The organism is Geminicoccus roseus DSM 18922 (assembly GCF_000427665.1).
Lineage (GTDB): Bacteria > Pseudomonadota > Alphaproteobacteria > Geminicoccales > Geminicoccaceae > Geminicoccus > Geminicoccus roseus.
This window is the reverse complement of record NZ_KE386572.1, coordinates 1,548,282-1,574,095: the sequence shown is the minus strand read 5'-3', so window position 1 is coordinate 1,574,095 and position 25,814 is coordinate 1,548,282. Positions and strand designations below refer to the sequence as shown.

Genomic DNA, 25,814 nt, shown 5'->3' with positions numbered 1-25,814 from the left:
TGGGTGGCGGCATTGTCCAGCACGACGTGAACGTCGGCATCTGCTGGTACGCCTGCCTCGATGGTGTCGAGGAAGGCGCGGAACTCGATGCTGCGATGCCGGCGCTGGCAGCGGCCGATGACGGTGCCAGCCTTGATGTCCAAGGCCGCGAACAGATCGGTCGTGCCGCAGCGCCGGTAGTCGTGCGTATGGCGCTCGAGTTGTCCCGGCCGCATCGGCAGGACCGGCGCGGTCGGCCGCAACGCCTGGATCTGCGGCTTCTCGTCGACGCACAGCACCAGGGCCCGGTCCGGCGGGTTCAAGTACAGGCCGACCACATCACGCACCTTGTCCACGAAGGCCGGATCGGTGGAGAGCTTGAACGCCTCCACCCGGTGGGGCCGCAGACCGAACGCACGCCAGATCCGGCTCACCGCCGTTTTGGCTCATCCCAGCCCGCCTGGCGATCGACCGGGTGCTCCAGTGGGTGGCGTTGGCCGGCATCTCTTCCAGGGTCAACGCGATCAGACGCTCCACGGCTTGATCGTCGATCCGCCTTGGTGCGCCAGGACGCGGCGCATCGACCAGACCCTCCAGTCGATGCAGGGCAAAACGCCGGCGCCATAGGGCCGCCGTCGGCCGGCTCACGCCCAGCGCCCTGGCCACCCCGAGATTGGTGGCCTCCGGCTCGGCGCAGGCAAGCACCACCCGGGCACGCTTAAGCCAGCGCCTGTCCCACCTTGTGTCGACGGATCAGGTTCTCCAGCGCCACCCGTTCCGCCGATGTCAGCTCAAGAGCAATCGCCTTTGGTCCACGAGCCATGGCAGCCTCCTCCAAACGAAGATGCTACCATCGCCCAACTTGATCCAACTGCAAGCTGATCTTCAACTCAGACCACTAGCACTACCTGGGCATAACCTGCAGGTGTCTGAGCCGTTGCCGTGTCCTGACCGTCTGGTGGGGCAAGGTCGAGGCGACGACAGACTGGCGGGAAGATCTAGAAAACTGGCTCGCGCCCTTGCTGGCGACGATGGGGCACAGGAAGCGACGACTGTGGGCGCCGATCTACCTGCAGGGGCTGATCGGGCCGGGCGCGCGCCAAAGCCGCCAGCCGACGGCGCTCCTTGCCTCAGGCTCGGCGCGCAAGGAGTGGACGGGCTCGGCCGGCCGTGTTCGCGCCAGCGCGCGCGGGCCGCGGCGGCCAAGGCCGCCGGACCGGTTGGCGCCTCTACGCAGCCAGTTACGTTCCTTGGGACCCCTTGCCCGGACTTGGCCTGGAAGGGAGCGACGGTTTCGAGCGGGCGTCCTTTGGGGCATCACCTCCTGGCTGGCGCAAGGCGGCCGGGCCGTATTCGGGCCTTGCCTGGCGGATGCTGCCGGCAGGTGCGTGGCCGGACGGGGCGGGCGGCGTTCAACCGGGGCCGGGGCCTTCCGGCAGGCCTGCCCTTCGCAGGCCTTCGGCCAGCATAGCGAGATCCTCGCTGCGGCGGATCGGCAGCCATTGGCGCAGATCGGAGACCTGCAGCCTGGGGTCGAGCTGGCGCAGGCGCCGCATGGCCCGTTCCGCTTCCTCGGACCGGCCGGCCAGCGCATGGCTGGCCGCGATGATGCCGATCACCATCAGGAAGCTCGGCAGGTCCCGAAAGGCCTTTTCCGCCCAGGACGACGCGGCGTCGAAGCGGCCGGCCAGCAGGTGGGCCAGGGCCATCCCCGCCTGCATCCGGTACGTTTCCGGGTCCAGCGGGCTCAGGCGCATCGCCCGGGAGAAGTGGGCGATGGCGTCTTCCGGCTCGCCCCGCCACGCCCGCAGGAAGCCGCCCAGGAACCAGGCCGCCGCCAGGTTGGAATCCAGGGCCAGCGCCCGGTCGAGAAGTGCGATGCCGCCGTCGAGGTCGCCCAGCAGATGGCCGAGCGCATGGCCGCTGCGGGTCAGCGCGACCGGATCGTCCCGGCCCAGTTCCACCGCCAGCCGCGCCAGCCGGATCCCCTCGGCGCTCTCGCGCTCGCGGTCCGTCATCCAGCCATTGACCTTGCGCCAGAAATGGCACCAGGCGGCCATCGCATAGGCGGAAGCGAAGCCCGGGTCGAGCTGAACGGCCTGGCGGAACAGCGGCAGGGCCAGGTCCATGTCCTCGCGGCTGCCCTGGTGCAGGTGCGCCATCCCCCGCAGGTAGTAGTCGTAGGCGTCGAGGCTCCGGGTCGGCTTGCGCCTGGCGCGCTCGATCTCCGCCCGCTCCAGCTGCCGGGCGATGGCACCGACCACGCTGGAGGCGACCTGGTCCTGCAGCTCGAAGATGTCGTCGAGCGTGCCGTCGAAGCGGTCGGCCGAGACATGGATGCCGGTGGTCGCATCGATCAGCTGCGCGGTGATGCGCACCCGGCCAGGCGTGCGGCGCAGGCTGCCTTCCAGCACGTAGCGCACGCCCAGCTCGCGTCCCACCCGCCGCACGTCCACGGCGCGGTTCTTGTAGGTGAAGCTCGAGTTGCGGGCGATCACGAACAGCCAGCGGATGTGCGACAGGGCGGTGATGATGTCCTCCACCACCCCGTCGGCGAAATAGTCCTGGTCCGGGTCGCCGCTCAGGTTGACGAACGGCAGCACGGCGATCGAGGGGCGGTCGGGAAGCGGCAGAACCGCCGCCGGTTCGGCCGGCAGGTCGGCCTCGCCGCCGGGCACGCCCGGTCCGTCCCCGCCCACCACCTCGCTCACCTCGCCCACGAACCGGAAGCCCTTGCGGGCGACGGTGCGGACCAGGCGCTGATCCTGTCCGCTGTCGCCGATCGCCCGGCGCACCGCGTTGACATGGCTGGCCAGGGTCGATTCGGACACGATCCGGCCGCCCCATACCGCGTCGAGCAGGTCGTCCCGGCTCACGACGCGCCGGCGGTTCTCCACGAGATAGAGCAGCAGGTCGAAGACCTGGGGAGCGGCCGCGACCGCCTCGGACCCGCGAAAGAGCTCGCGCCGGTCGGAATCGAGCACGCACTCCCCGAACGCCAGACGCATGTGCGGTTCCTTCATCCCCCTCGCCCCGAGGGCAGAAGCCAGGGCGGCCCACGGCCCGCCCTGGCCGGGAAGGCGTCTGATAGCACCCGGGCGCCGGTCCGTGGACAGATATCCACGCCAATCCCACGGGAATTCCAAGGTCGCGACAAGGTCTTGCCCACCGACTTGCGGCAACCTTCGCCCATCGGCCGCGGCAAGAGCGGCCAGCGATGTCGGAGGATGAGCCCATGAAGATCGTCGTCATCGGCGGCACCGGCCTGATCGGGTCGAAGCTCGTCGACACCCTGCGCCGCGGCGGCCACGAGGTCGTGGCGGCCTCTCCCAACACGGGCGTCAACAGCATCACCGGCGAGGGACTGGCCCAGGCGCTGGCCGGCGCCGCGGTGGTGATCGACGTGGCGAACTCGCCGTCCTTCGAGGACCAGGCGGTGCTGGCCTTCTTCGAGACCTCGAGCCGCAACCTGCTCGCGGCCGGTTCGGCCGCCGGCGTGCGCCATCACGTGGCATTGTCGGTGGTGGGCAGCGAACGCTCGCCCGAGAGCGGCTATCTTCGCGCGAAGCTTGCCCAGGAGCGGCTGATCGCGGGCTCCGGCATTCCCTACACCATCGTCCGGGCGACCCAGTTCTTCGAGTTCGTCGGCCGGATCGCCGATTCAGGCACGGTCGGGCAGACGGTCCGCGTGTCGCCGGCCCTGCTCCAGCCGATCGCCTCGGCCGACGTGGTGGCCGCTCTGGCCGAGGTCGCGCTCGCAGCGCCCCGCAACGGCATGGTCGAGGTCGCCGGGCCGGAGAAGATCCCCCTCGACGAGCTGGTCGGCAGCTTCCTGCGCGCCGCCGCGGACCCGCGCACGGTCGTGTCGGACATCCATGCCCGCTACTTCGGCACCGAGCTCGACGACCGCTCCCTGACCGCCGGCGACAGTGCCCGGCTCGGGGCGACCCGCTTTGGCGACTGGCTCGGGCATACCGTGCGCGCCGACCAGCCATCCCGCGGCTGACCTTGTCCTGGATCACCCCTCCGCGTCGCGGGCTCCCCTCCCCCTTTGCCCGGTCCACCGCCATCGCGGCCCGATCCGGCGTCGATGCTGGAGCAAGGCAGCCCACAGGAGACGAACATGAGCTTTGAGAATCATCCGCATGCCGTCGGACCCAGGCCCGACGAGCTGGTCCCGTCGCGCTATGCGATGCAGGTCGGCGACATCGACGTGCTGGTGGTCAGCGACGGCGTGCTGTCGCTGCCGGGCGAGATGCTGGGCCACAACGCCGACCCGTCCGCCCGGGCGGCCTGGCTGAACGACATGTTCCTGCCGCCGGACGTGCTCGACTGGGCGCTGAACGTGGTCGTGGTGCGCAGCGGCGGCCGGACCATCCTCATCGACGCCGGCCTGGGCGCCGACCCGGACCTGAACCTGCCGCGCGCCGGCCGGCTGGTCGAGCGCCTGGAGGCAGCCGGCATCGATCTCGCCGCCGTGACCGACGTGGTGCTGACCCACCTGCACATGGACCATATCGGCGGGCTGCTCGCCGACGGGCTGAGGGAGCGGCTGCGTCCGGACCTGCGGATCCACGTGGCGGCCGCCGAGGCGAAGTTCTGGGCGGCACCCGATTTCTCCCGCACCGCCATGCCGCCAGGGTTCCCCGACGCGCTCCGATCCACCGCTACGCGGTTCCTCCACGAGTATGGCAGCCAGCTGCGGCCGTTCGAGACGGAGTACGAGGTGGCGCCGGGGGTGCTCGTCCGTCGCACCGGCGGCCACACCCCCGGACACAGCGTGGTCCGCCTGGCGTCCGGCGGCGACCGGCTGACGTTCGCCGGCGACGCCGTGTTCACGGTCGGGTTCGACCACCCCGACTGGCACAACGGCTTCGAGCACGATCCCGAGGAGGCAGAACGGGTCCGGGTCCGGCTCTTGCGGGAACTGGCGGCGAACCGCGAGCCGCTGGTGGCCACCCACCTGCCGTTCCCGTCGATCTGCCATGTGGCGGCCGCCGGCGACGCATTCCGCTGGGTGCCGGCCGTCTGGGAGTACTGACTGCCCTTCCAGCCCCAACCAGCGGAGAAACGATCATGGACGTCTACGAGGCCGTCGTCAGCCGGCGATCCGTGCGCGGGTTCAAGGACCGGCCCGTGGCGAGGGAGGTGCTGGAGCGCGTGCTGTCCGCCGCGGCCTGGTCGCCTTCCGGCTCGAACATCCAGCCGTGGAACACCTATGTGCTGACCGGTGCGCCGCTGGCCGAGCTCAAGACGCGCGCCATCGAGCGCGTGGCCCACGGCGACCCCTGGGATGAGCGGCAGTACGAGATGTACCCGCCCGCGCTGAAGTCCCCCTACGGGGAGCGCCGGTCCGCCTTCGGCAAGGAGCGCTACAGTGCCTTGGGTATTGCGCGCGAGGACTGGGAGGCGCGCCAGCGGGCGGCCATTGCCAACTGGAACTGCTTTGGCGCACCCGCGGCCCTGTTCTGCTACATCGACCGCGACCTCGGCCGGCCACAATGGGCCGATGTCGGCATGTACCTGCAGACGGTCATGCTGCTGCTCCGCGCCGAAGGGCTGCACAGCTGCCCGCAGATGGCGTGGTCCCAGGTCCGCGAGACGGTCGCGGAGGTCCTGTCCCCTTCCGACGGGCTCATCCTCTTCTGCGGCATGTCGGTCGGCTACGAGGACCCCATGGCGAGCACGCCCCGCACGGGCCGCGTCCCGCTCGACCAGACGGTGACGTTCGTCGGCGGCTAGCGCCGCGCGGCCTGGGCCGTGCCATCACGGCGAATCATTCCCCTGCCTGCCAAGGATGATGGAACATGAAGTCCATCGACGAGAACAGCCTTGTCGCGATGCTGATCCTCAGCATGGTGGCATTCAACACGCTGTTTCTCTCCGCCAACGGCCTGTTCATGCTGGCGACGCCCCAAGTCTGGTACGATTCGGTGCCCGGCGTCACCGACACGGGCTTCTTCAATCAGCACTTCATTCGCGACATCGGGCTCATCCAGCTTTTTCTCGGCGTCGCTTTTGGCGTCGGCCTGGCCCGGCCGGAGCGCCGCATCGGCCTGTGGCTCGTGGCGACCCTGTGGCTGGCCGCGCATGCCGCGTTCCACCTGTGGGAAGTGGCGGTGGGCATCTGCGCGCCTTCGGCCCTCCTGCGCGACTTTCCCGCCGTCAGCCTCCCCGCGATCGTAGGCGCGGTCCTGACCTTCTGGGCGATCAGCCAGCGGCATGCCCGCGGCAGCGCCTACGCCTGACCCGCCGCGTCCTCCCCCTTTCATGCCCTGCATCGAGGCAAAGCCATGTCATCGCTGAACCAGAAGACCGTCCTCGTCACCGGGGGAAGCTCCGGCATCGGCCGGGCGGCCGCCCGGCGCTTCGCCAGCCTTGGGGCAAACGTCGTCATCACCGGTCGGCGCGCCGCGGCCCTGGAAGCGAGCGCGGCGGAACATCCCGGCATGATCGGCCTGGTGGCGGATGCGGCCGATCCTGAGGACGCGGCGCGTGCGGTGGACATGGCGATCGAGCGCTTCGGCCGCCTGGACGTGCTGGTCAACAATGCCGGGGCGGGCGCGATCCTGCCGCTGGCCGAGGCCACCGCCGCGCAGATCGAGCGGATTTTCGCGGTAAATGTCGTGGGGCCCAGCCTGCTGGCGACAGCGGCCCTGCCTCACCTGGCCGCGGTGCGCGGCACGATCGTCAACATCTCCAGCACGTACGGCCATCGACCGGCCGTCGGCCTCGCGCACTATGCCGCCAGCAAGGCCGCGCTGGAGCAGCTTACCCGCTGCTGGGCGCTGGAACTGGCGCCCCAGGGCATCCGGGTGAATGCGGTAGCACCGGGACCGACCGAATCGGCGGCGCTGACCGGGATGATGAACCTGTCGGCGGCGCAGGCGGAAACTGTGAGGGAGCAGGAGCGCCAGCGGATCCCGCTCGGCCGGCGCGGCGAGCCGGACGAGGTCGCCGCCTGGGTCGTGCAGCTGGCCAATCCGGCGTTCGACTGGGTGACCGGCCAGGTGATCGCCGTCGATGGCGGGCTGGGCCTGGCCTGAGGCAGGCGTGGCCATCCTGTGCTGCCGGGCCCGGACGTCGCACGGGCCCTGGCGGATGATGGTCCCTAGATCGAGCGGACGAGCCTGAGCCTGCATCGGCTGCGGCCCCTCCCCGACCTGCCGGGCCAGGGAGAGGCCGGGGCGGTCGTTCGGGTTCAGCCGTAGAAGAAGTCGACCAGCGACAGGGACACGGCCGGGACATAGGTGACCAGGATCAGGATCAGGGCCAGCACGCCGATGAAGGGCAGGTTGGTCCGGGTGGTGCGCCAGATGTCGGTGCGGGCGATCGAGCAGGCGGTCACCAGCACGCTGGCCACCGGCGGGGTCTGCTGGCCAAGCGCGATGTTGAGGGTGAGCAGGATGCCGAACTGGATCGGGTCGATGCCGATCTGGTGGACCAGCGGCATGAAGATCGGGACGGTCAGGATGATCGCCGCGGCGCCGTGCAGGACCATGCCCACGAAGAACAGGAACAGGTTGATGATCATCAGGACCATGAACTTGTCGGTGGTCAGCGTGGTGATGCCGGCGGCCAGGCGCTGCGGCAGCTCGGTCTCGGTGAGGTAGAGGCCCAGCACCGCCGAGGTCGCCACCAGCAGCATGACCACGGCGGTCTGGATCACCCCCTCGATCATCGCGTGGTAGAGCTTGGCAAGGTCGATCTCGCGATAGACCAGCCCGCCGATCAGGAGCGCCGCCACCACGGCGAGGCCCGCCCCCTCGGTGGCGGTGACGAAGCCGCCGAAGATGCCGCCCAGGATGATCACCGGCAGCACCAGCGCCCAGGCGGCCTCCTTCGTGGCCTTGGCCAGGCGCCTCAGGCTGAACGCCTCCTCGCGCGGCAGGTCGTAGCGGACCGCGAACCAGTAGGAGAGCGCCATCATCCCGAGCCCGCCCAGGAGGCCCGGCACGATCCCGGCGACGAACAGCCGGACGATCGAAGTGTCGGACAGGGCGCCATAGAGGATCATCGGGATCGAGGGCGGGATGATGATCGCCAGTGAGGCCGAGGACGAGGTGACCGCCGCGGCCAGCCTGGCGCTGTAGCCCTTCTTCTTCATGGCCGGGATCATCACCGAGCCGATCGCGGCGACGTCGGCCACGGCCGAGCCGGAGATCTCGGCGAAGAACAGGGAGACCCCGACATTCACCATGGCGAGGCCGCCGCGCATGAAGCCAATCAGCGCGGACACGAACGCGATCAGCCGCCGCGAGATCCCGCCGGTGTTCATCAAAGCACCGGCCAGGATGAACAGCGGGATCGCGATCAGCGGGAAGCTGGTGGCGCCGTCGAAGATCGAGAGCGCGGCGTTCAGAAAGCCCAGCGAGCCGTTGAGCAGCCAGACGCCGACCAGGGCGCTGGTCAGGATCGCCACCGCGATCGGCAGGCCGACCGCGATCATCAGGAACATGCCGAACAGGACCAGGGCCTCGGTCATCGCGGCGTCTCCAGGCGGATGCCCTGCAGCTCCTGCTCGGCCCGGGCGATCTCCTCGCGGATCTCCTGTGTTTCCGGATCCTGGCCCTCCTGCACGTCCCGCCAGCGCTGCGGCAGGGTCAGAAGGCGGGACAGCACGATCAGGCCGGCGCCGATTGGCAGGATGCTCTGCACGAAGCTGCGGGTGACGAAGCGGACCGAGATCAGCGTCTCGCCGGCGAAGATCTCCAGGATCGCCCAGCCGGCCCAGCCGATCACCAGGAAGGTCAGGACGAACAGGAGCTCGACCAGCACGAACAAGGCGGTGCGGGCCGGACGCGGCAGGCCGAACAGGAGGCCGCTGAAGCCCAGATGGGCGTTGCGCAGCGTCGCCAGCCCGGCCCCGGCGAAGGTGATCCAGGCCAGGAGCATGGACGCCACCTCGTCGTACCAGATCAGCGAGCGGCCGGAGTAGCGGAAGCCCACCCCCAGCAGCACGACCACGGTGAGCGACACCAGGAGGGCCAGGGTCACCACCTGGAAGAAGATGTCGAGCCAGCGGGCGAGCCTGGCCATGGGTGTTCAGCCTTCCCGGAAGGAACCGCGCCAGTCAGGAACCGGCAGGCCGGGAAGGGCATTCCCGCCTGCCGGTGGTCCGGATGCTTAGGGCTGCTCGGCCATGGAGAGCACCTGGTCGATCATCTCCTGGCCGCCCTCCACCTCGGCGGCGAACTTCTCGTAGAGCGGCGCGGACGCGTCGACGAAGGCCTGGCGGTCGGCCTTGTTGACCTGCATGCCGCTGTCGGTGAGCTGCTGCAGCAGCTGGTCGTCCTCGCCCTCGCCCTGCTCGCGCGCCCAGACCGCGACTTCCTGGGCGGTCTTTGCCAGCACGTCCTGGATCTTGGGGTCGAGCTTGCCGAACGCGTTCACGCCCACGGTCGGGAAGGCCGGGGAGTAGATGTGGTCGGTGAGCGAGAGGAATTTCTGCACCTCGTCGAGCTTGCCGGCCTCGATGTTGGTGAGCGGGTTCTCCTGGCCGTCGATGACGCCGGTCTGCAGCGCCACGAACACCTCGGAGAACGACATCGGTGTGGGATTGGCGCCGTAGGCCTGGAACATCGCCACCCGCCAGGACGAGTTGGGGGTGCGGATCTTCAGGCCTTCCAGGTCGGCCGGGGTCTCGATCGGCCGGCTGTTGTTGGTGATCTGGCGAAAGCCGTTCTCCCAGATCGCCAGCGGCCGGTAGCCCTTGGCCTCGGCGGCCGGCACCAGCACGTCCTTGAACAAAGTCTCGTCGATGGTCGCGAGCTGGCCGCGGTCCTTGATCAGGAAGGGCAGGTCGAACAGGGCGTATTCGGCGGCCACTTCCGGCATGGTCGAGGAGGGCAGGGTGAGGTGCATGGTGCCGAGCTTGATCTTCTGCATCATGTCCTTGTCCTTCCCAAGCTGGGAGGAGTCGAACACCTTCACCACCGCCAGGTCGCCCAGCTTCTCGTTGGCGCGCCGGGCGAACTCGCTGGCGGTGCGCTCCTGCAGGGAGCCGTTGGCGGCGCTGATGCCGAAGATGATCTCTTCCTGGGCCTGGGCCATGCCGGTGCCGGCCAGCAGGACGGCGCCCGCGAGCAGCCCCTTCCACGTGATCTGATTCATTATCGTCCTCCCTTGGTGCAACGGATCGTCGTGAGCGGCCGGCTCAGCCGGGCGGGCCGCCCTCCAGGGCGCCTGCAGCCAGCGCCGCGAAGGTCGGCATCGCCACGTCGTCGCGCGGACCGGTGGCCCGGGCTGCCAGCTTCAGGCCGAGCTCGATGGCTTTCTGCGCGGCATTGGGGTTGGCGATGCCCTGGCCGGCAATGTCGTAGGCGGTGCCGTGGGCCGGGGTGACGATCGGGAACGGGTAGCCGGCGATCAGGGTGACGCCGCGGTCGAAGCCGATCAGCTTCATCGCGATCTGCCCCTGGTCGTGGTACATGGTCAGCACCGCGTCGAACTCGCCCTTCACCGCGCGCATGAACACGGTGTCGGACGGCACCGGGCCGGTCACCGCCATCTGCAGGGCGCGCGCCCGCTCCACCGCCGGCAGGATCACCTGGTCGTCCTCGGTGCCGAACAGGCCGCCATCGCCGGCATGGGGATTGAGCGCCGCCACTCCGATCCGGGGACGGCTGAAGCCGGCCCCCTCCATGGTCCGCACGGTCAGGCGCAGGCTCTCGAACACCCGCTCGGCGCTGAGCGCGCCCGCCACCTGGGAGAGCGGGATGTGCGAGGTGACCCGGGCGTTCCAGACCTCGTCCAGCACGTTGAACTCGCTGCCGCTGCGGGTCGTGCCGAGCGTGCGGTTGATGAAGCCGATCTCGTCGACATAGGCCGGCTCCCCTAAGCGCATGGCGTGCTTGTTGAACGGCGTGAAGAACACGAGGTCGGCATAGCCGGCATCGGCCGCGCGCAGCGCCAGGCGGAAATTGGCCAGGGCCGAGCGCCCGCCGGCGGCGCTGGCGACCCCCGGCTGCAGGTCGGCGGGATCGCAATGGCCGAGATCCACCAGGCAGGAGCGGGTCGGGCGGGCATCGCCCAGCTCGCCTGCGGACAGCACCGGCAGGTCGAGCTCGACCCCGGCATGGCGGGCGCCCAGCTCCAGGACCCGGCGGTCGCCCAGCACCAGCATCACCGCCTGGTCGGCAACCTCGCCGGTCAGCAGCCGCGCGGCCAGCTCCGGGCTGATTCCCGCCGGATCGCCCATGGCGAACGCGACCACCTGATCCTTGAACATCGGCACTCCAGCTCCCCTAATGCATTTTGCATACAATATGCCCATCTGCCCACACAACCGATTTTGGCGTATGGCTGGCGGCGGGACGGCAGGGGGCGGAGCGTGGCATTGTCGGAAGCGCAGAGCGGGCAGGAGGACGGCGTCCTGCCGCCGTCGGGGCTCATCCAGCGGCAGACCCTGCACGAGCAGGTCGCCGAGCGGCTGCGCGACCTGATCATCGAGGGCCATCTCGCACCCGGCACCCGGATCAACGAGCAGGCGCTGGTGGAGACGCTGGGCGTGTCGCGCACGCCGTTGCGCGAGGCCCTGCGCACCCTGGCGGGCGAGGGGCTGATCGACATCCGCCCGTCGCGCGGCAGCGTGGTGCGCCGGCTGACTGCCCAGGACGTGTTCGCGATGCTGGAGGTGCTGGCCGAATTGGAGAAGCTGGCCGGCCGGCTCACCTGCGCGCGCGCCACCGACACGGAGCTAGCCGGGCTCCTGGCGATCCACCAGGCGATGATGGAGCATTACGCCCGGCGCGACCGGCTGCCCTACTACAAGCTGAACCAGTCGATCCACACGCAGATCGCCCGGCTGTCGCGCAACCCGACGCTGATCGAGGTGCAGGCCAACATCCAGGCGCGCCTGAAGCGGATCCGCTTTTTGGGCAATCGCGGTCCCGACGCCTGGGCCAGCGCCGTAGCCGAGCACGAGGAGATGGCGCAGGCGCTGGCGGTGCGCGACGGCGAGCGTCTGGGCGAGGTGCTGGCCCGGCACCTGATGAACACCTGGGACCGAGTAAAGACCGTGGTCTGAGGGGCAGCGGCTGCCGGTCAGACCTCGACTCTGAAGCGGATCACGTCGCCGCCGATCGCGGTGATGCCGAACAGCGCCGCGTAGCCGGTGCTGCTGGAATGGTTGATCTCCAGCTGCAGGGAGGCGGCGGCGCGGCCGTCGAAGGTCGCCTGGCCGATGGTTGCCAGGGGGTCGCCTTCATCGATGACGCCGTCGCCGTTACCGTCCAGAGGCACGCTGTCGTCGCCCACGACCAGGCGGAACGCGCCGCTGTCCACGACCAGGTCGCGGCCGAGACTGGTGTCGGCGCCGTTGATCGTGAACAGGTAGCGGTCGTCGCCCGGGCCGCCGACCAGGATGTCGTTGCCGCCGCGCTGGTCGATGCCATTCAGGATGTCGTCGCCGGTGCCTCCGAACAGGAGGTCGTCGCCGTCGGCGCCATCCAGCCCGTCATTGCCGTCGCCACCGCCCAGGACGCTGCCGGTAACATCGTCGTTGCCGGCACCACCCCGCAGTTCCCCGGACCCGCTGAGGCTGTCCCGTCCGTCGCCGCCCTAGAGACGGCCGAAGCCGGACTGTCCGACCAGGACGTCGTCGCCGATGCCGCCGTCGAGCTGGTCGTTGCCGGCTCCGCCGTGGAGAAGGTCAGCGCCTTGGTTGCCGAACAGAGTGTCGTCGCCCGCGCTACCGACCAGGATGTCGTCGCCGGCACCGCTCTTCAGCAGGTTGGCGCCGCTTCGGCCGAACAGGCGGTCATGCCCGGCTGCGCCATGGATCGCGTCGTCGACCATCGATCCGATCAGGAGGTCGTCGGCGACGCTGCCGAGAAGGGTTGCCGTCCGATGCTTCCTGTTGCTCGGCGGACCGGGCCGGAGGGGCAGGATGGCAAGCGGTCCTCGGACGTTAAGCATCATGGTGGGAAACAGCCGGGCCGCGGCGGCGCTCAAAGAAACGACAAAGCCCGCCCCGGCTCGTCGGCCAAGGGGCGGGCGTCATCGTGCGGCAAGGGGCCAGGCGTCGGCGGGGGAGGCCGCCGGAGCCCCCGGGGCCGGGACGCAGGAGCCCTGGTGGAGGCCGGGGCGTCAGGCGCCGGCCAGGCCCAGATCGGCGCTGAGGCTGCCGGCGGCGCCGCGCAGATGCGGGTGGCGCGCGATGTGCAGCTCGGTGCGGCGGCGCGCCTCTTCCTGGGCCAGCGGCTCGATGTCGGCCGTGGAGATGCCGAGGTCGCCGGCCAGCTCGTGCGGGCGGTAGCTCGAGAGCTCGGCGCGGACGCGGGCCAGGGCGGCGTTGTGGAAACGGGCGATCTCGAACCGGCGCCAAGCGTCGGTCGAGCGGACGAGCGCGGTGAGGTTCGCAAGCATGAAAGTCATCCAGTCAGGAGAAAGCCGGCGGTCAGAAGGAAGCCGGCGAGGTGCCGTTTCCGGCAAAGGTCGATGGTGGTCAGTCGGCAAGGGCCAGGCGGCTGCTCTTGGGCGTGCCCAGGAGCGCTGCCAGCGGCGAGGGCGAGGAGGGCGCCAGCTGCTCGACCTGGCGGGCCTGCATGGCCTGCTGAGCCATGTCGCGGATCTCGGCCAGCGAGACGGTGCCGCTGTTGCGGGCCGCGGCCATGGTCGCGATGTCGGCGATCAGGTCGCGCTCCATGCCAAGATCAGCAAGGCTGCGGTCGCTCAAGCGGTTCAGCGAGCGACGAGTCTCGTAAGCACGAAACTGTGTACCAAGGCTGTCGAGGATTTGCTGCACGATACCCATTTATTCCACTCCACTCGGATGCCGACACGCTGGACTTCATGCCAGCGTGCGGCGGGTTGTTCCCGGACCTTCCCGATCTCACGGATCTCTTGGTCGGACCCAACGAACAGGAAGATAGGACTGGGATCGCGCGCCCACTACCCGCCATGCTGCATCGCAGCGCTGCGTAAACAGATCGCTGCATCTTTTCGTCACGGAACCGTGATCAATCCGACGCAAATCCAGACGGCACCTAAGAAATCCTTAGCTGGTGCCCAAGATTTCCGCAGGCTCTGCCTTGTTGCGCTGCATCAGAGGGCGCGGATTGTCCTTTGCGCCGTTCATCGCTAACCCGTCACGGGCGGCGCATGCGCATTACAGGCGGCAGACTTGCTTCAGGCACATGGATTGACCAGGCGGTTCGGCGGGGTGCGCGCCGTCGACGACGTGTCGTTCACGCTCCAGGCCGGCAGCATCACCGGGCTGATCGGCCCGAACGGGGCCGGCAAGACCACGCTGTTCAACCTGATCGCCGGCATGTACCGGCCCAACAGCGGCCGCCTGACCTTTGGCGGGCACCGGATCGAGCGGCAGCGCCCGGACCAGCGCACCCGCCACGGCATCGGCCGGACCTTCCAGATCCCGCGGCCGTTCCCGGCGATGAGCGTGCTGGACAATGTCATGGTCGCCGCACCCGGCCAGGCCGGCGAGCGGTTCTGGCGGGTGTGGAGCGCTCCTTCCCGGGTGGCCCGGGAGGAAGCCTCGGTGCAGGCCCGCGCCATGGACTGGCTGCGCTTCGTCGGCCTGGACCGGCTGGCCGAGGCGCCGGCGCGCACTTTGTCCGGCGGGCAGCGCAAGCTGCTGGAGCTGGCCCGGGTGATGATGCTGGACCCGCGCCTGGTGCTGCTGGACGAGCCGGGGGCCGGGGTGGCGCCGCCGCTGATGGCGGTGATCGTCGAGAAGATCCGCGCGCTCAATGCCCAGGGCGTCACCTTCCTGATCATCGAGCACGACATGGACCTGGTGATGTCCTTGTGCCGGCCGGTCCTGGTGATGGCCGGCGGACGGCTGTTGATGGAGGGCAGCGCCGAGGAGGTGCGGCGCGATCCCAGGGTGATCGACGCCTACCTGGGCGGGGTCGAGGCCGGGCCGGAGGGGCCCCCCTCGTGAGCATGCTCTGGGTGGACCATCTGGTGGCCGGCTACGAGCCCGGCCTGCCGATCGTGCGCGGCGCCTCGATCCGGGTCGAGCGCGGCGAGATCGTCGCGATCCTGGGCCCGAACGGGGCTGGCAAGTCGACCCTGATCAAGGCGATCGCCCGTCTGGTGCCGGCGACCTCCGGCACCATCGCGTTCGACGGCCAGGACATCCTCGCCATCCCGGCGCACCGCCTGATCCGCCAGGGACTGGCCTTCGTGCCGCAGACCGAGAACGTGTTCGCCAACCTTTCCATCACCGAGAACCTGGAGCTGGCCGGCTTCTACCTCGGCCGCCGCCGCAAGGCCCGGGTCCAGGCGATGTTCGACCTGTTCCCCGACCTGGCGCGCCAGCGCGGCCTGCCCGCCGGCCGGCTGTCCGGCGGGCAGCGCCAGATGCTGGCGGTGGCCCGCGCCCTGCTGGTGGAGCCGGCGATGATCATGCTGGACGAACCCTCGGCCGGGCTGTCGCCCAAGCTGGTCGGCCAGGTCTTCCAGAAGCTGGCGGAAGTGCGCGCGTCCGGCGTCACCATCCTGATGGTCGAGCAGAACGTGAAGGCCGCCCTGGCGCTGGCCGACCGGGCCTATGTGCTGGTCGAGGGCCGCGAGCAGGTCGAGGGCCCGGCCGCCGAGTTGCGCTCTTCCGCCGACCTGGCGCAACTCTATCTGGGCGGAGCGGCGCGATGATCCTGCAGCTTCTGGCCGACGGCCTGATCCTGGGCTCGATCATCGGCCTGGGCGCCATCGGCGTCACCCTCACCTACTCGATCCTGGGCTTCGCCAACTTCGCCCATGGCGAGTTCCTGACCTTCGGGGCCTATGTGGCGCTGGTGGCGCTGGGGTTCTTCCAGGCCTTTTCCGGCGCGAGCTTCGGCCCGCTCTCGTTCGGCTGGCCGCTCCTGGCCGCCCTGGCGACCGCGATGCTGGCGACAGCCTTGCTGGCCCTGCTCCTGGACCGGCTGCTGTTCGAAAGGCTTGGCCGCACCGGCACCGCGATCACCCTGGTGATCGGCTCGTTCGGCGCGGCGCTGGCGCTGCGCAACCTCCTGTTCTTCGGCTTTGGCGGGGTGCCGGAATACTACAGCCGCGACATCCAGATCGCCCTGGCGGTGCTGCCGCGCTCGGTGCTGGGCGGCGTGCGGGTGACGCCGGACCAGGTCGCGGTGCTGGCGCTGGCGGGCATGCTGGTGGTGGCGATGCACCTGTTCCTGACCCGCACCACGCTCGGCCGGGCGATGCGCGCGGTGGCGCACAATCCGCAGCTGGCCACGGTGACCGGGATCGACGTGCAGGCGGTGGTGCGCTGGACCTGGGTGATCGGCGCAGGCCTCGCGGCGGTGGCCGGGGTGTTCGCCGGCCTGACCGTGCAGATCCGCCCGACGCTCGGCTTCGACCTGCTGCTGCCCCTGTTCGCCGCGGCGATCCTGGGCGGGATCGGCTCGGTCTATGGCGCGGTGCTGGGCGGGCTGATCGTGGGGCTGGCCGAGAGCCTGGCGGTGCCGCTGGTCGGCGCCGAGTACCGCGCCGCGGTGGCGTTCGTTCTGCTGATCCTGATCCTGCTGGTCCGGCCGACCGGGCTGTTCGGGGGACGCGGCTGATGGTCGAGCTCCTGGCCGGGCCCCTGGCCTACCTGACCTTCTTCCTGGTGATCGCCCTTTATTATGCCCTGGTGACGCTCGGGCTGAACCTGCAATGGGGCTTCACCGGCTTGTTCAATGTCGGCGTCGCCGGCTTCGTCCTGGTCGGCGCCTATGTCAGCGCGATCCTGACCACCCCGGACGATCCCGCCCGGATCGGCGGGTTCGGGCTGCCGGTCCCGGTCGGCATGGCCGGGGCGATGCTCTGCGCCGGGCTGTTCGCGCTGGTGGTGGGCATCCCGGCCCTGCGGCTGCGCCACGACTACCTGGCGATCACCACCTTCGGCATCGCGGTCACCCTGCAGCTGGTGGCGCTGAACCTGCAGGTGCTGACCGGCGGGCCGTTCGGGATGAACTTCATCCCGCGGCCGTTCCACGACGCGATCGGCGGCGGCCAAGCCTGGAACCTGGCCTATCTGCTGTTCGTGGCGGCCTTGGTGGCGCTGGTCTGGCGGGGCTTCGCGGCGCTCACCGCCGGTCCCTGGGGCCGGGTGCTGCGCGCGATCCGCGAGGACGAGACAGCCGCCTCGGCCTTGGGCAAGCACGCCTTCCGCTTCCGGCTGGAGGCGTTCGTGATCGGGGCGATGGTGATGGGGCTGGCGGGCGCGGTCTATGCCCATTTCATCGGCTTCATCGCGCCGGAGGACTTTTTGCCGATCCTGACCTTCCAGGTCTGGGCCATGCTGATCGTGGGCGGCTCCGGCGACCACAAGGGGGCGATCGCCGGGGCGGTGCTGGTCTGGGCGATCTGGACCGGGTCGGGGATGCTGCTGGACTTGGCGGTGCCGCCGGAGGGCAAGGCGCAGGCGGCCGCCCTGCAGGTGGCGGCGATCGGCGTGGCCTTGTGCCTGGTCCTGCTGTTCCGCCCGGCCGGCCTGTTCCGGCGCCGGCGAGCGGCAGGCTGACGCCGGCAGCTCAGCGGAGGTTGATCACCGCGCCGTTGCCGAACTCGATGAACTCGATCCCGCGCAGGATGTCGGTGCCGAAGCTCGGCACGTTGCCCGGCAGGTGGCGGACCTGGACCACCCCGTCCATGCCGCGGGTGATCGCGTACTGGTCGGGGCGGCCGCTATACTCGGCGATGTCGATGCCGGTGCCGCCGTCCAGGATGTCGTTGCCGAACCCGCCGGTCATCCGGTCATTGTCCTTGCCGCCCTCCAGGCGGTCGTCGCCGGAGCTGCCGAACAGCACGTCCTGACCCTCGCCGCCGCGCAGCGTGTCGTTGCCGCCGCCGCCGAACAGCCGGTCCGCCTGGCTGCCGCCGTCCACGAAATCGTTGCCCGAGCCGCCGTCCAGCAGGTCGACGCCGCTGCCGCCGGTGATGGTGTCGTCGCCGACCCCGCCGGCCAGCAGCCGGTCGGCGCCCTCGCCGCCGTCCAGGATGTCGCTGCCAAGGCCGCCGTAGAGGATGTCGGCGCCGGTGCCGCCCTCCAGCCGGTCGACCCCGGCCCCGCCGCGCAGGATGTCGTCGCCGGCATCGCCCTGCAGCAGGTCCAGCCCGTCGCCGCCGTCCAGGAGGTCGGCGGCGAACCCGCCGCGCAGCCGGTCGTCGCCGTTTCCGCCCACCAGATGGTCGGCGCCAAGCCCGCCCATGATGTCGTCGTCACCGCCACGACCGAACACCAGGTCGGCGCCGCCCAGAGCGTCGATCGTGTCGTCGCCCTCGCTCAGGAGCAGCAGGTCGTCGCCTTCGGTCGGCACGAGGCTGGGGGTCAAAACAGCCTGGGTCGGCATGGCGGGCGCTCCCTTCGTTTCTCCAGAACAGGCAGGCAGCGCCGGGCTCTCCCTGGGGAGGCAGCCTGCCTCAGCCGAAGGGGATCGGCGCGGCGTTGCCGAACTTCACCAGTTCAATCTCGCTCAACAGGTCGGCACCGTACCAGATGCCGTTCGCCGGTAAATGACGTACCTCGGTAACGCCGCCGCCCATATCGGTGAAGCGATACTGCGCGATGGTGCCGTTGAAGATCGCAGTGTCCTGTCCGGGCCCGCCGACCAGCACGTCGTTGCCAAACCCGCCGTTCAGCTCGTCGTTGCCAGCACCGCCCATCAGCCGGTCGTTGCCGAAGCCGCCGCGCAGCACGTCGTCGCCCCCGGCCCCGCCCAGCTGGTCGTTGCCGGCCCCGCCCACCATCAGGTCGTTGCCGTCGCCGCCGTCCAGGATGTCGTCGCCGCTGGCACCGTCCAGGGAGTCGCGCCCGGCCCCGCCATAGACCGTGTCGTTGCCGACGCCGCCCACCAGCTGCAGGTCGTCGCCCTCGCCGCCAAAGATCGTGTCGTCGCCGACCGCGCCATAGGCGATGTCGGCGCCGTCGCCGGCCTGGAGGATGTCGGCGCCGCCGCCGCCGCGCAGCACGTCGTTGCCGGCCCCGCCGAACAGCTGGTCGTTGCCGTCGCCGCCATCGAGCTTGTCGTCGCCATCCGCGCCGATCAGCTCGTCCAGGCCGGCGCCGCCGATCAGCCAGTCGTTGCCGTTGCCTCCATCCACCCAGTCGTTGCCGCCCTTGGCGAAGACCACGTCGTTGCCGCCCAGGGTCGCCACCCGGTCGTTGCCGTCGGTCAGGATCAGGAAGTCGGCCAGCTCGCTCGGCGCGTTCGCGTCCGGGGACGGCGTGCCGCCGCCGGTGCCGGAGCCGGTACCGGAGCCGCCGCCGGTACCGGAGCCGAACGAGCTGCCGTTCCAGCGCTGGATGCTGTCGTCGGCGAAGCGCAGCTCGTCGATCCCGGCCGAGAGGAGCTGGTCGACCAGCAGCAGGTCGAGCGGCGCCTTGGCGTTGGACGACTGGATCCGCAGGTCGTTGGCCGAGGTGGTGAACAGGAGGTCGGCGAACAGGAAGCCCGCGGCGAACTCGATGCGGTCGCCGCTGCCGCCGATGTCGACGATCCGGTCGCTGCCCGGATTTTTCTCGACCAGGTAGCGATCGTTGCCGGTCCCGCCTTCCAGCAGGTCGTCGCCGCCGCGCCCGGCCAGCAGGTCGTCGCCGTCGTTGCCGGCCAAGTGGTTGGCCTTGGCGTTGCCGCGGATCTGGTCGTTGCCGCTGCCCCCGAACGCGTCCTCGATGGCGTCCTCGCCATGAAGGAACAGGGTCGTGTCGCGCGAGCCCTTGTCCCACCGGTAGACCGGCCCGGCCTTCTGCCAGCCGCCGCGCAGGTCGAACTCGACCGCGCTCTTCTGGTTGGACCAGTCCAGCCGGTCGGCGCCGCCATCGTCGACGATCGTCTCCAGGATCGCCTCGCCGCGATCCCAGCGATAAACGGTGTCGCCGCGGTTGCTGTTCGCCGAGTTGCCGTAGACCGAGCGGATCCAGTCGACGTCCAGCTCCATGGGCGCCGTCGGGTAGATGCTGGCGGAGGCGCCGCTCTGCACCGGGTCGGAGGGCGCGTCGCGATAGGACATCACGCTGGCGCCGCGCCAGTCGTCCTCCGGCGGCAGCACGGTGTTGCGGCCGAGGGTCTCGTGGGGGTGCTTGGCGCCGATCGCGTGGCCGATCTCGTGCACGATCACGTAGTAGGCATAGCCGCCCGGCGCGTACTTGGCCCGCTCGGCGGCCAGGTCGCTGTTCGGGCGGTGGTCGGTGCTGCCCAGCCAGACATCGCCGGCCGAGGTGTACTCGCCGGGATAGCGCGCGTCCGCGGTCTCGGGGATGCCGGAGACGGCGAAGCGGATGTCGCCCTGCGCCTCGCCGGTCTCCTTGACCTCGACGAACCGGATCCCGCCCACGGTGGCCCAGGCGTCCAGGGCGCTGCGCACCGCCTCGCGCTGCCCCTGCGACAAAGGCAGGTAGCCGGTGCGGGGCTCGGCATAGCCCTCGATCCAGCTCGAGCCGGTCTCGCCGAAACTGTAGGTGACGGTGGCGGGGCCGCCTTGCACCGTGCCCCATTTGGTCGGCCCGCTGATCCCGTCGATCGCCAGGTCGCCGGACGTGGTGACGTAGGCGAACGGGGAGTCGGAGAGATAGGTCGAAGCGGAAGGGGTGTCGTTCGCCGAGACTGCCGAGAGACGAGCCATGCCAAGCGGTCCAGAAGATGCGTCGGCCCGGAACGGGACCTGGAAGAAACGTGGTGGAACCCCAGAAGGGTCCAAAAGAGGATGCACGTCCGCCGTCGCGACCGGCAGCCGCGCCTCTCCGGTCGCCGGAAGGAGGCGTGTGCACAGATGAACGGTTCCGGCCGTGAGAAAAGGGCCCTGTTACCCTTGGCGGCATGCAGGGGCCGCACTGTGGCAGCCATGCCGATAGCTGTGTGGTTTCTGCGCCCATCTACAGGGTCCGCCCGGAAAGAAAGGACCAGCCGGACCCCGTCCGGCGCTTCCTTTTCCGCATGGATCCGAGCCCATGCGGCAGGCACATGGCGCGGTTGAAGAGCCCAACCTGGATTCTGGGCCATGGTGTGGTTAGGATCGGGCTTCTTTGATCGGCCGGGCGGGCATCGTCCGGCCAGTCGACGGGCGCTGCTGCCGGCCTTGGGCCGCATGCAGCCTGCTGCCCTCGCGACCCGCGCGGTCGTCTCCAGAACCGACACGATCCCCCGCGGATCCCCCCGCCAGGACCTCCAGGTCCTGTCCGATCGCGTCATGCCGAACGACAGGAGCTCGATATTCAGTATAGGATAGATCGCCGCCCAGCATGGGAAAGACCGGATACCCGGAAAAGCCACCACGATCGAACGACCGGACGAAAGGAGCGGCCATGACGGACGTAGCAGAGCGTCTTCCTGATGGCGCAGCCAATCTCATTGAAACAGAATACACTGTCGGCCAGGACAATATCCAGGCGAAGATCGGCCCGTTCGGGCTGGATGTCCATAATCCGGTCTTCGCGATCTCCGGCCTGACCATCGTCGCCTTCGTGGTCCTGACGCTGGCGCTCCAGGAAAGCGTCGGCCCGCTGTTCAGCGGCCTGCGCGAGTGGCTGACCTCTAACCTGGACTGGTTCTTCCTGCTCGCCGGCAACGTCTTCCTGATCCTGTGCCTGGTGCTGATCGTCACGCCGCTGGGCAAGGTGCGCCTGGGCGGACGCGAGGCGGTCGCCGACTTCAGCTACATCAGCTGGTTCTCCATGCTGTTCGCCGCGGGCATGGGCATCGGCCTGATGTTCTACGGCGTCTCCGAGCCGCTCTCGCACTACGGCTCCTCGGTGGCCGAGGGTGCCGGCTCGCCGGAGAGCTGGGCGCCGCTGGGCGGTGCTGCCGGCGACGTCGCGGCCGCCCGCGACCTGGGCATGGCCGCGACGATCTTCCACTGGAGCCTGCATCCCTGGGCGATCTACGCGGTGGTGGGCCTCGCCCTGGCGCTGTTCTCCTACAACAAGGGCCTGCCGCTCACGGTGCGCTCGATCTTCTACCCGATCTTCGGCGAGAAGGTCTGGGGCTGGCCCGGCCACGTGATCGACATCCTGGCGGTGTTCGCCACCCTGTTCGGGCTTGCCACCTCGCTGGGCTTCGGGGCGGAGCAGGCCAATGCCGGCCTGAACTACCTGTTCGGCATCCCCTCCAGCGACGCCTCCAAGGTGTTCCTGATCCTGGGCATCACCGCGATCGCGCTGGTCTCGGTGGTCGCCGGCCTGGAAGCCGGGGTGAAGCGCCTGTCCGAGATCAACATGGTGCTGGCTGGCCTGCTGCTGCTGTTCGTGGTGGCGGTCGGGCCGACCCTGCTGATCCTGACCGGGTTCATCGACAACCTGATCGTCTACGTCGAATACCTGCCGGCTTTGTCCAACCCGTTCGGCCGCAGCGACGACAATTTCCGCCAGGGCTGGACCGCCTTCTACTGGGCGTGGTGGATCTCCTGGTCGCCGTTTGTCGGCATGTTCATCGCGCGGATCTCCCGTGGCCGCACCGTGCGCGAGTTCCTGGTCTGCGTGCTGCTGATCCCCTCGATCGTGTCGGTGTTCTGGATGACTGCGTTCGGCAGCACCGCGATCAGCCAGCTGGTCGGCGGCTACGAGGCGGCCGCGGGCGGTGCCTTGGAGCTGCAGCTGTTCCTGATGCTCCAGGAACTGCCGCTGGCCGCGATCACCTCGTTCATCGGCATCGTGCTGGTGATCGTGTTCTTCGTGACCTCATCGGATTCCGGCTCGCTGGTGATCGACACGATCACCGCCGGCGGCAAGGTCAGCGCCCCGGTGTCCCAGCGCGTGTTCTGGGCGGTGTTCGAGGGCCTGGTGGCGATCGCCCTGCTGCTGGGCGGCGGGCTCACCGCCCTGCAGGCGATGTCGGTGTCGACCGGCCTGCCCTTCACCATCGTGCTGCTGGGCGCCTGCTACGCCATCGTCCAGGGGCTGCGCTCCGAGCCGCGCTGATCCCAGGCCGGCGCGCGGCGCTCGGGCCGGGTCAGCCGTCCGGCGCCCCGGCCCGCAGCGACCGGAGCAGGCCGCGATAGGAGGCGATCAGCCGCTCGGCCTCGAGCGGCTGGTCGTCGTTCCAGCTGGCGACAACGCAGTGGCGGGCGCCGTCCTGGCCGACCACCAGGATCGACAGGTTGAGCACGCCCGCTTCCGACCCGCCCTTGTAGGCGACGCTGTGCCAGGCATCTTCTTGTGCCGGGCCGGACTCGATCCGGAAAGCCGGCAGGTCGGCCGTGCTTTCCAGCAGGGCGCAGAGCTCCCCCGCCGAGAAATACCATTCCGCTTCCAAAGTCGGCCGTGTTTCCTGCCCGGCGGCTTGCGGCGGCGCCATCCCCGCCAGCCGTGCGCGCAGCGCATGGCGCGCCGCGCGATCCCCTTGTTGCCATTCTGCACGCAGGTCGGCATGGCTGCGGGCCTTCAGCACGAACATCTCGCGGGTGGAGAGGAACGGGTCGTTGCGCGGACTGATCGCCTCGACGCTTTCGCGACCAACCAGTTCCAGCACCGCGTCTGTCGCCGTGTTGTCACTCAGTGAGACTAGCAGGTTCGCGAGGCTGGCGACGGTGAGCGGCGATCCGTCCGGCCAGTCCTGCAAGATGCCCGAGGGCACCGACCGCCATGCCGGATCCAGCCGCACCACCTGGTCCCAGCGCAGACGACCGTCCTCGACAGTCATCCGCAATGCCTCGAGGATCGCCAGCTTGCCGGCCGAGCCCACCGCCATCACCGCCTCCGGCCGATGCGCCGCGACGATCTTGCCATCGGTGGTCACCAGCACCGAGGTCTGTCCGGGCAGCGCCGCGATCGCGGCCACATGCTCGTCCAGCCCGCCCGCCGAGGCGACCGGCGGCTCCAGCAGGAGCGCGGTGATCCGGCCGTCCTCGTCCAGGGTGACCGTGGCCGGGACGGTGGCGCGCTCCAGGCTCACGACGAAGCGCCCTTCGCCCGCCGCGGCAACTCCCCGGACCTGCCCGTATTGCCGGGCCAGCCGCGCCAGCAGCGCCTCCACCTGGCCGAGCGGGACCTGGGCCAGGAAGTCGGCGGTGAACCATTCCGGCCGGATCTCCGCCTGCTCGAACAGCCGCTCCAGCGCGGCCGGCTGGTTCACGGCCTGCTCTTCCGCCCCGGCCGGGCCGGCGCCCAGCAGCAGGGCGAGCAGCGCCAGGATGTTGTTGCGGCCACGACCATGCTCCCTCATCTCGGTTCCCTGGGTGGTGACATCCATCGCTCCCTTATCCCCTGCGAGGGCGGCGGAGTGGAGCCGGGCGACGCCCGCACGACTTCATTGTAATCCGGTCGCCAGCTGGCGAGGCCCGGCACCATCCCGTCCACCCCAGGCTCTGCGAGCATCTTGATGACCCTTGCCACCCAGTTTTCCGGCCGCATCGTCATGGTGGGCTGCGGCTCGATCGGGCAGGCGGTCCTGCCGCTGCTGCTGCGCCACGTGGTGCCGTCGCCGGACCGGATCACCATCGTGACCGCCGACGAGCGCGGCCGGGCCGCCGCCGAGCGGTTCGGCGTGGAGTACCGGGTCCAGCCGCTGACCAGGGAGAACCACCGCGCGGTGATGGAGCCCCTGCTCCGTCCGGGCGACTTCCTCCTGAACCTGTCGGTCGACGTCGAGAGCGTGTCGATGGTCCGCCTCGCCCGCGAGCTGCAGGTGCTCTACCTGGACACGGTGATCGAGCCCTGGGCCGGCGGCTACACCGACCTTTCCAAGTCCGCGTCGGAGCGCTCGAACTACGGGATGCGCGAGGTGGCGCTGCAGCTGGGCCGCGAGCTGGGTGCTGGCCCCACCGCAGTGATCGCCCAGGGCGCCAATCCCGGGCTGGTGTCGCAGCTGGTCAAGGAAGCGCTGCTGCGCATGGCCGAGGAGACCGGGCTCGCCTGCGCGCAACCCGTCGACCGGGCCGGCTGGGCGGTGCTCATGCGCGACCTCGGCATCAAGGCGGTGCACATCGCCGAGCGCGACACCCAGGTGGCGGCCGGCCATCCCAAGAAGCCCGGCGAGTTCGTCAACACCTGGTCGATCGACGGCTTCGTGGGCGAGGGCTGCCAGCCGGCGGAGCTGGGCTTCGGCACCCACGAGAAGCAGCTGCCGGCCGAAGGCCGCCGCCACGGCTATGGCTGCGACGCCGCGATCTACCTGGAGCGGCCGGGCGCCTCGACCCGGGTGCGCAGCTGGACGCCGCTGGCCGGCCCGTATCACGGCTTCCTGATCACCCATAACGAGGCAATCTCGATCGCCGACTACTATACCTGCCGCGATGGCGACACGGTGACCTGGCGGCCGACCGTGCACTACGCCTACCACCCCTGCGACGACGCGGTGCTGTCGGTGCACGAGTTCGCCGGGCGCAACTGGCAGATGCAGCCGGCCCAGCGCCTGCTGATGGACGAGATCAGCGACGGGATCGACGAGCTGGGCGTCCTGCTGATGGGCAACCCCAAGGGCGTGTTCTGGTACGGCTCGCGGCTGTCCACCCACGAGGCGCGCGAGCTGGCCCCGTTCAACAGCGCGACCTCGCTGCAGGTGGCGGCCGGGGTCCTGGGCGGGGTGGTCGCGGCGATCGAATCGCCGGCGATGGGCATGGTCGAGGCCGACCAGCTCGACCACCGCCGGGTGATGGAGGTGGCGCGCCCCTATCTGGGCCCGGTGGTGGGTGCCTGGAGCGACTGGACGCCGCTGCAGGACCGCGGCGTGCTGTTTCCCGAGGACCTGGACCCGTCCGATCCCTGGCAGTTCAAGAACATCCTGGTCCGCTGAGCCCAGAAAAGCGCCCGGCCCTTTCCGCCTGGTGATAATGGTCACAGCGGAACGGGCCGGCCTGCGGCACTCTCCTGTCCAGGCCGGGATCGAGGTCAGCAGGCGAGCGCCGCATTCCCCCGCGGCGGGCTGATCCCCACCAATGCCATCGCCCCCGAT

General features: G+C 69.8%; 24 protein-coding genes and 1 pseudogene. 12 read left to right on the top strand and 13 right to left on the bottom strand.

Features of this window, described 5'->3' with window-relative positions; all coding sequences use genetic code 11:
* Together GEMRO_RS28505 and GEMRO_RS0108565 are read right to left on the bottom strand one after the other, a co-directional pair.
* Nucleotides 1-802: pseudogene (locus tag GEMRO_RS28505) on the bottom strand (IS630 family transposase); the annotation flags it as partial.
* 589 nt (nt 803-1,391) lie between these two features.
* Entirely contained in the window at nt 1,392-2,987 is a 1,596-nt protein-coding gene (locus GEMRO_RS0108565; protein WP_027133658.1) for a winged helix-turn-helix domain-containing tetratricopeptide repeat protein, read from the bottom strand.
* Nucleotides 2,988-3,214: 227 nt separating this feature from the next.
* Here GEMRO_RS0108565 and GEMRO_RS28500 point away from each other — a divergent pair, with 227 nt between their 5' ends.
* The 5 genes from GEMRO_RS28500 to GEMRO_RS0108540 all read left to right on the top strand — a co-directional run bounded on the left by GEMRO_RS28500 (nt 3,215) and on the right by GEMRO_RS0108540 (nt 7,025).
* Entirely contained in the window at nt 3,215-3,985 is a 771-nt protein-coding gene (locus GEMRO_RS28500) for an SDR family oxidoreductase (RefSeq protein WP_051328857.1), read from the top strand.
* 117 nt (nt 3,986-4,102) lie between these two features.
* A complete protein-coding gene (locus GEMRO_RS0108555) occupies nt 4,103-5,020 on the top strand; it encodes an MBL fold metallo-hydrolase (RefSeq protein ID WP_084507747.1) in 918 nt (305 codons plus the stop codon).
* A 35-nt stretch (nt 5,021-5,055) separates the two neighbouring features.
* A complete protein-coding gene (locus GEMRO_RS0108550) occupies nt 5,056-5,721 on the top strand; it encodes a nitroreductase (protein WP_027133656.1) in 666 nt (221 codons plus the stop codon).
* Nucleotides 5,722-5,786: 65 nt separating this feature from the next.
* Nucleotides 5,787-6,227, top strand: a complete 441-nt coding sequence (locus tag GEMRO_RS0108545) for a hypothetical protein (protein ID WP_205624934.1) — start codon at nt 5,787-5,789, stop codon at nt 6,225-6,227.
* A gap of 45 nt (nt 6,228-6,272) precedes the next feature.
* Entirely contained in the window at nt 6,273-7,025 is a 753-nt protein-coding gene (locus GEMRO_RS0108540) for an SDR family NAD(P)-dependent oxidoreductase (protein ID WP_027133654.1), read from the top strand.
* A 155-nt stretch (nt 7,026-7,180) separates the two neighbouring features.
* On the opposite strand, the gene GEMRO_RS0108535 is transcribed toward GEMRO_RS0108540, so the two are convergent.
* The 4 genes from GEMRO_RS0108535 to GEMRO_RS0108520 form a co-directional block, all read right to left on the bottom strand.
* A complete protein-coding gene (locus tag GEMRO_RS0108535) occupies nt 7,181-8,464 on the bottom strand; it encodes a TRAP transporter large permease (protein ID WP_027133653.1) in 1,284 nt (427 codons plus the stop codon).
* On the bottom strand, nt 8,461-9,018 hold the full coding sequence (locus GEMRO_RS0108530; protein ID WP_027133652.1) for a TRAP transporter small permease: 558 nt from the start codon (nt 9,016-9,018) through the stop codon (nt 8,461-8,463). The genes GEMRO_RS0108535 and GEMRO_RS0108530 overlap by 4 nt, the downstream gene beginning before the upstream one ends.
* An 87-nt stretch (nt 9,019-9,105) precedes the next feature.
* Nucleotides 9,106-10,092 carry a TRAP transporter substrate-binding protein gene (locus GEMRO_RS0108525; protein WP_027133651.1) on the bottom strand — a complete coding sequence of 329 codons (987 nt, stop codon included), beginning with the start codon at nt 10,090-10,092 and terminating at the stop codon, nt 9,106-9,108.
* Nucleotides 10,093-10,135: 43 nt separating this feature from the next.
* Nucleotides 10,136-11,209 carry a 4-hydroxythreonine-4-phosphate dehydrogenase PdxA gene (locus tag GEMRO_RS0108520; RefSeq protein ID WP_027133650.1) on the bottom strand — a complete coding sequence of 358 codons (1,074 nt, stop codon included), beginning with the start codon at nt 11,207-11,209 and terminating at the stop codon, nt 10,136-10,138.
* Between the two features lie 108 nt (nt 11,210-11,317).
* Here GEMRO_RS0108520 and GEMRO_RS0108515 point away from each other — a divergent pair, with 108 nt between their 5' ends.
* Nucleotides 11,318-12,007: a GntR family transcriptional regulator gene (locus tag GEMRO_RS0108515; protein ID WP_027133649.1), complete on the top strand. Its 690-nt coding sequence runs from the start codon at nt 11,318-11,320 to the stop codon at nt 12,005-12,007.
* A 17-nt stretch (nt 12,008-12,024) separates the two neighbouring features.
* Here GEMRO_RS0108515 and GEMRO_RS35210 read toward each other — a convergent pair whose 3' ends face one another.
* The 4 genes from GEMRO_RS35210 to GEMRO_RS0108500 all read right to left on the bottom strand — a co-directional run bounded on the left by GEMRO_RS35210 (nt 12,025) and on the right by GEMRO_RS0108500 (nt 13,735).
* The gene (locus tag GEMRO_RS35210; RefSeq protein WP_051328856.1) at nt 12,025-12,264 is read right to left on the bottom strand and encodes a hypothetical protein; all 240 of its coding nucleotides are present in this window, start codon (nt 12,262-12,264) and stop codon (nt 12,025-12,027) included.
* Nucleotides 12,265-12,540: 276 nt separating this feature from the next.
* Nucleotides 12,541-12,897 (bottom strand): calcium-binding protein, encoded by a 357-nt coding sequence (locus tag GEMRO_RS32525; RefSeq protein ID WP_276202850.1) that lies wholly within the window; start codon nt 12,895-12,897, stop codon nt 12,541-12,543.
* 171 nt (nt 12,898-13,068) lie between these two features.
* Nucleotides 13,069-13,347, bottom strand: coding sequence for a hypothetical protein (locus tag GEMRO_RS0108505; RefSeq protein ID WP_027133648.1), 279 nt, complete (start codon nt 13,345-13,347; stop codon nt 13,069-13,071).
* Nucleotides 13,348-13,426: 79 nt separating this feature from the next.
* Nucleotides 13,427-13,735 carry a DUF1127 domain-containing protein gene (locus GEMRO_RS0108500; protein WP_084506716.1) on the bottom strand — a complete coding sequence of 103 codons (309 nt, stop codon included), beginning with the start codon at nt 13,733-13,735 and terminating at the stop codon, nt 13,427-13,429.
* A 387-nt stretch (nt 13,736-14,122) separates the two neighbouring features.
* Here GEMRO_RS0108500 and GEMRO_RS0108495 point away from each other — a divergent pair, with 387 nt between their 5' ends.
* The 4 genes from GEMRO_RS0108495 to GEMRO_RS0108480 are packed head-to-tail and all read left to right on the top strand — an operon-like array spanning nt 14,123 to nt 17,452.
* Nucleotides 14,123-14,884, top strand: coding sequence for an ABC transporter ATP-binding protein (locus GEMRO_RS0108495; RefSeq protein ID WP_240476634.1), 762 nt, complete (start codon nt 14,123-14,125; stop codon nt 14,882-14,884).
* 2 nt (nt 14,885-14,886) lie between these two features.
* Complete coding sequence (locus tag GEMRO_RS0108490; protein WP_035484965.1) at nt 14,887-15,597, top strand: ABC transporter ATP-binding protein; 711 nt, start codon at nt 14,887-14,889, stop codon at nt 15,595-15,597.
* A complete protein-coding gene (locus tag GEMRO_RS0108485; protein ID WP_027133644.1) occupies nt 15,594-16,508 on the top strand; it encodes a branched-chain amino acid ABC transporter permease in 915 nt (304 codons plus the stop codon). The genes GEMRO_RS0108490 and GEMRO_RS0108485 overlap by 4 nt, the downstream gene beginning before the upstream one ends.
* Nucleotides 16,508-17,452, top strand: coding sequence for a branched-chain amino acid ABC transporter permease (locus tag GEMRO_RS0108480; protein WP_084506714.1), 945 nt, complete (start codon nt 16,508-16,510; stop codon nt 17,450-17,452). The genes GEMRO_RS0108485 and GEMRO_RS0108480 overlap by 1 nt, the downstream gene beginning before the upstream one ends.
* A 10-nt stretch (nt 17,453-17,462) precedes the next feature.
* Here the strand turns inward: GEMRO_RS0108480 and GEMRO_RS28490 are convergent, their stop codons facing one another.
* Both GEMRO_RS28490 and GEMRO_RS32520 read right to left on the bottom strand, forming a co-directional pair.
* Nucleotides 17,463-18,281: a calcium-binding protein gene (locus tag GEMRO_RS28490; RefSeq protein ID WP_084506712.1), complete on the bottom strand. Its 819-nt coding sequence runs from the start codon at nt 18,279-18,281 to the stop codon at nt 17,463-17,465.
* Between the two features lie 70 nt (nt 18,282-18,351).
* Complete coding sequence (locus GEMRO_RS32520; RefSeq protein ID WP_051328853.1) at nt 18,352-20,553, bottom strand: M10 family metallopeptidase; 2,202 nt, start codon at nt 20,551-20,553, stop codon at nt 18,352-18,354.
* 679 nt (nt 20,554-21,232) lie between these two features.
* Between GEMRO_RS32520 and GEMRO_RS0108465 the strand changes: the two genes are divergently transcribed.
* The gene (locus GEMRO_RS0108465; RefSeq protein ID WP_027133643.1) at nt 21,233-22,843 is read left to right on the top strand and encodes a BCCT family transporter; all 1,611 of its coding nucleotides are present in this window, start codon (nt 21,233-21,235) and stop codon (nt 22,841-22,843) included.
* Nucleotides 22,844-22,874: 31 nt separating this feature from the next.
* Here GEMRO_RS0108465 and GEMRO_RS0108460 read toward each other — a convergent pair whose 3' ends face one another.
* Complete coding sequence (locus GEMRO_RS0108460) at nt 22,875-24,113, bottom strand: serine hydrolase (protein WP_051328852.1); 1,239 nt, start codon at nt 24,111-24,113, stop codon at nt 22,875-22,877.
* 129 nt (nt 24,114-24,242) lie between these two features.
* Between GEMRO_RS0108460 and GEMRO_RS0108455 the strand changes: the two genes are divergently transcribed.
* Nucleotides 24,243-25,655 carry a homospermidine synthase gene (locus tag GEMRO_RS0108455; protein WP_027133641.1) on the top strand — a complete coding sequence of 471 codons (1,413 nt, stop codon included), beginning with the start codon at nt 24,243-24,245 and terminating at the stop codon, nt 25,653-25,655.
* The last annotated feature ends 159 nt before the right edge of the window (nt 25,656-25,814 follow it).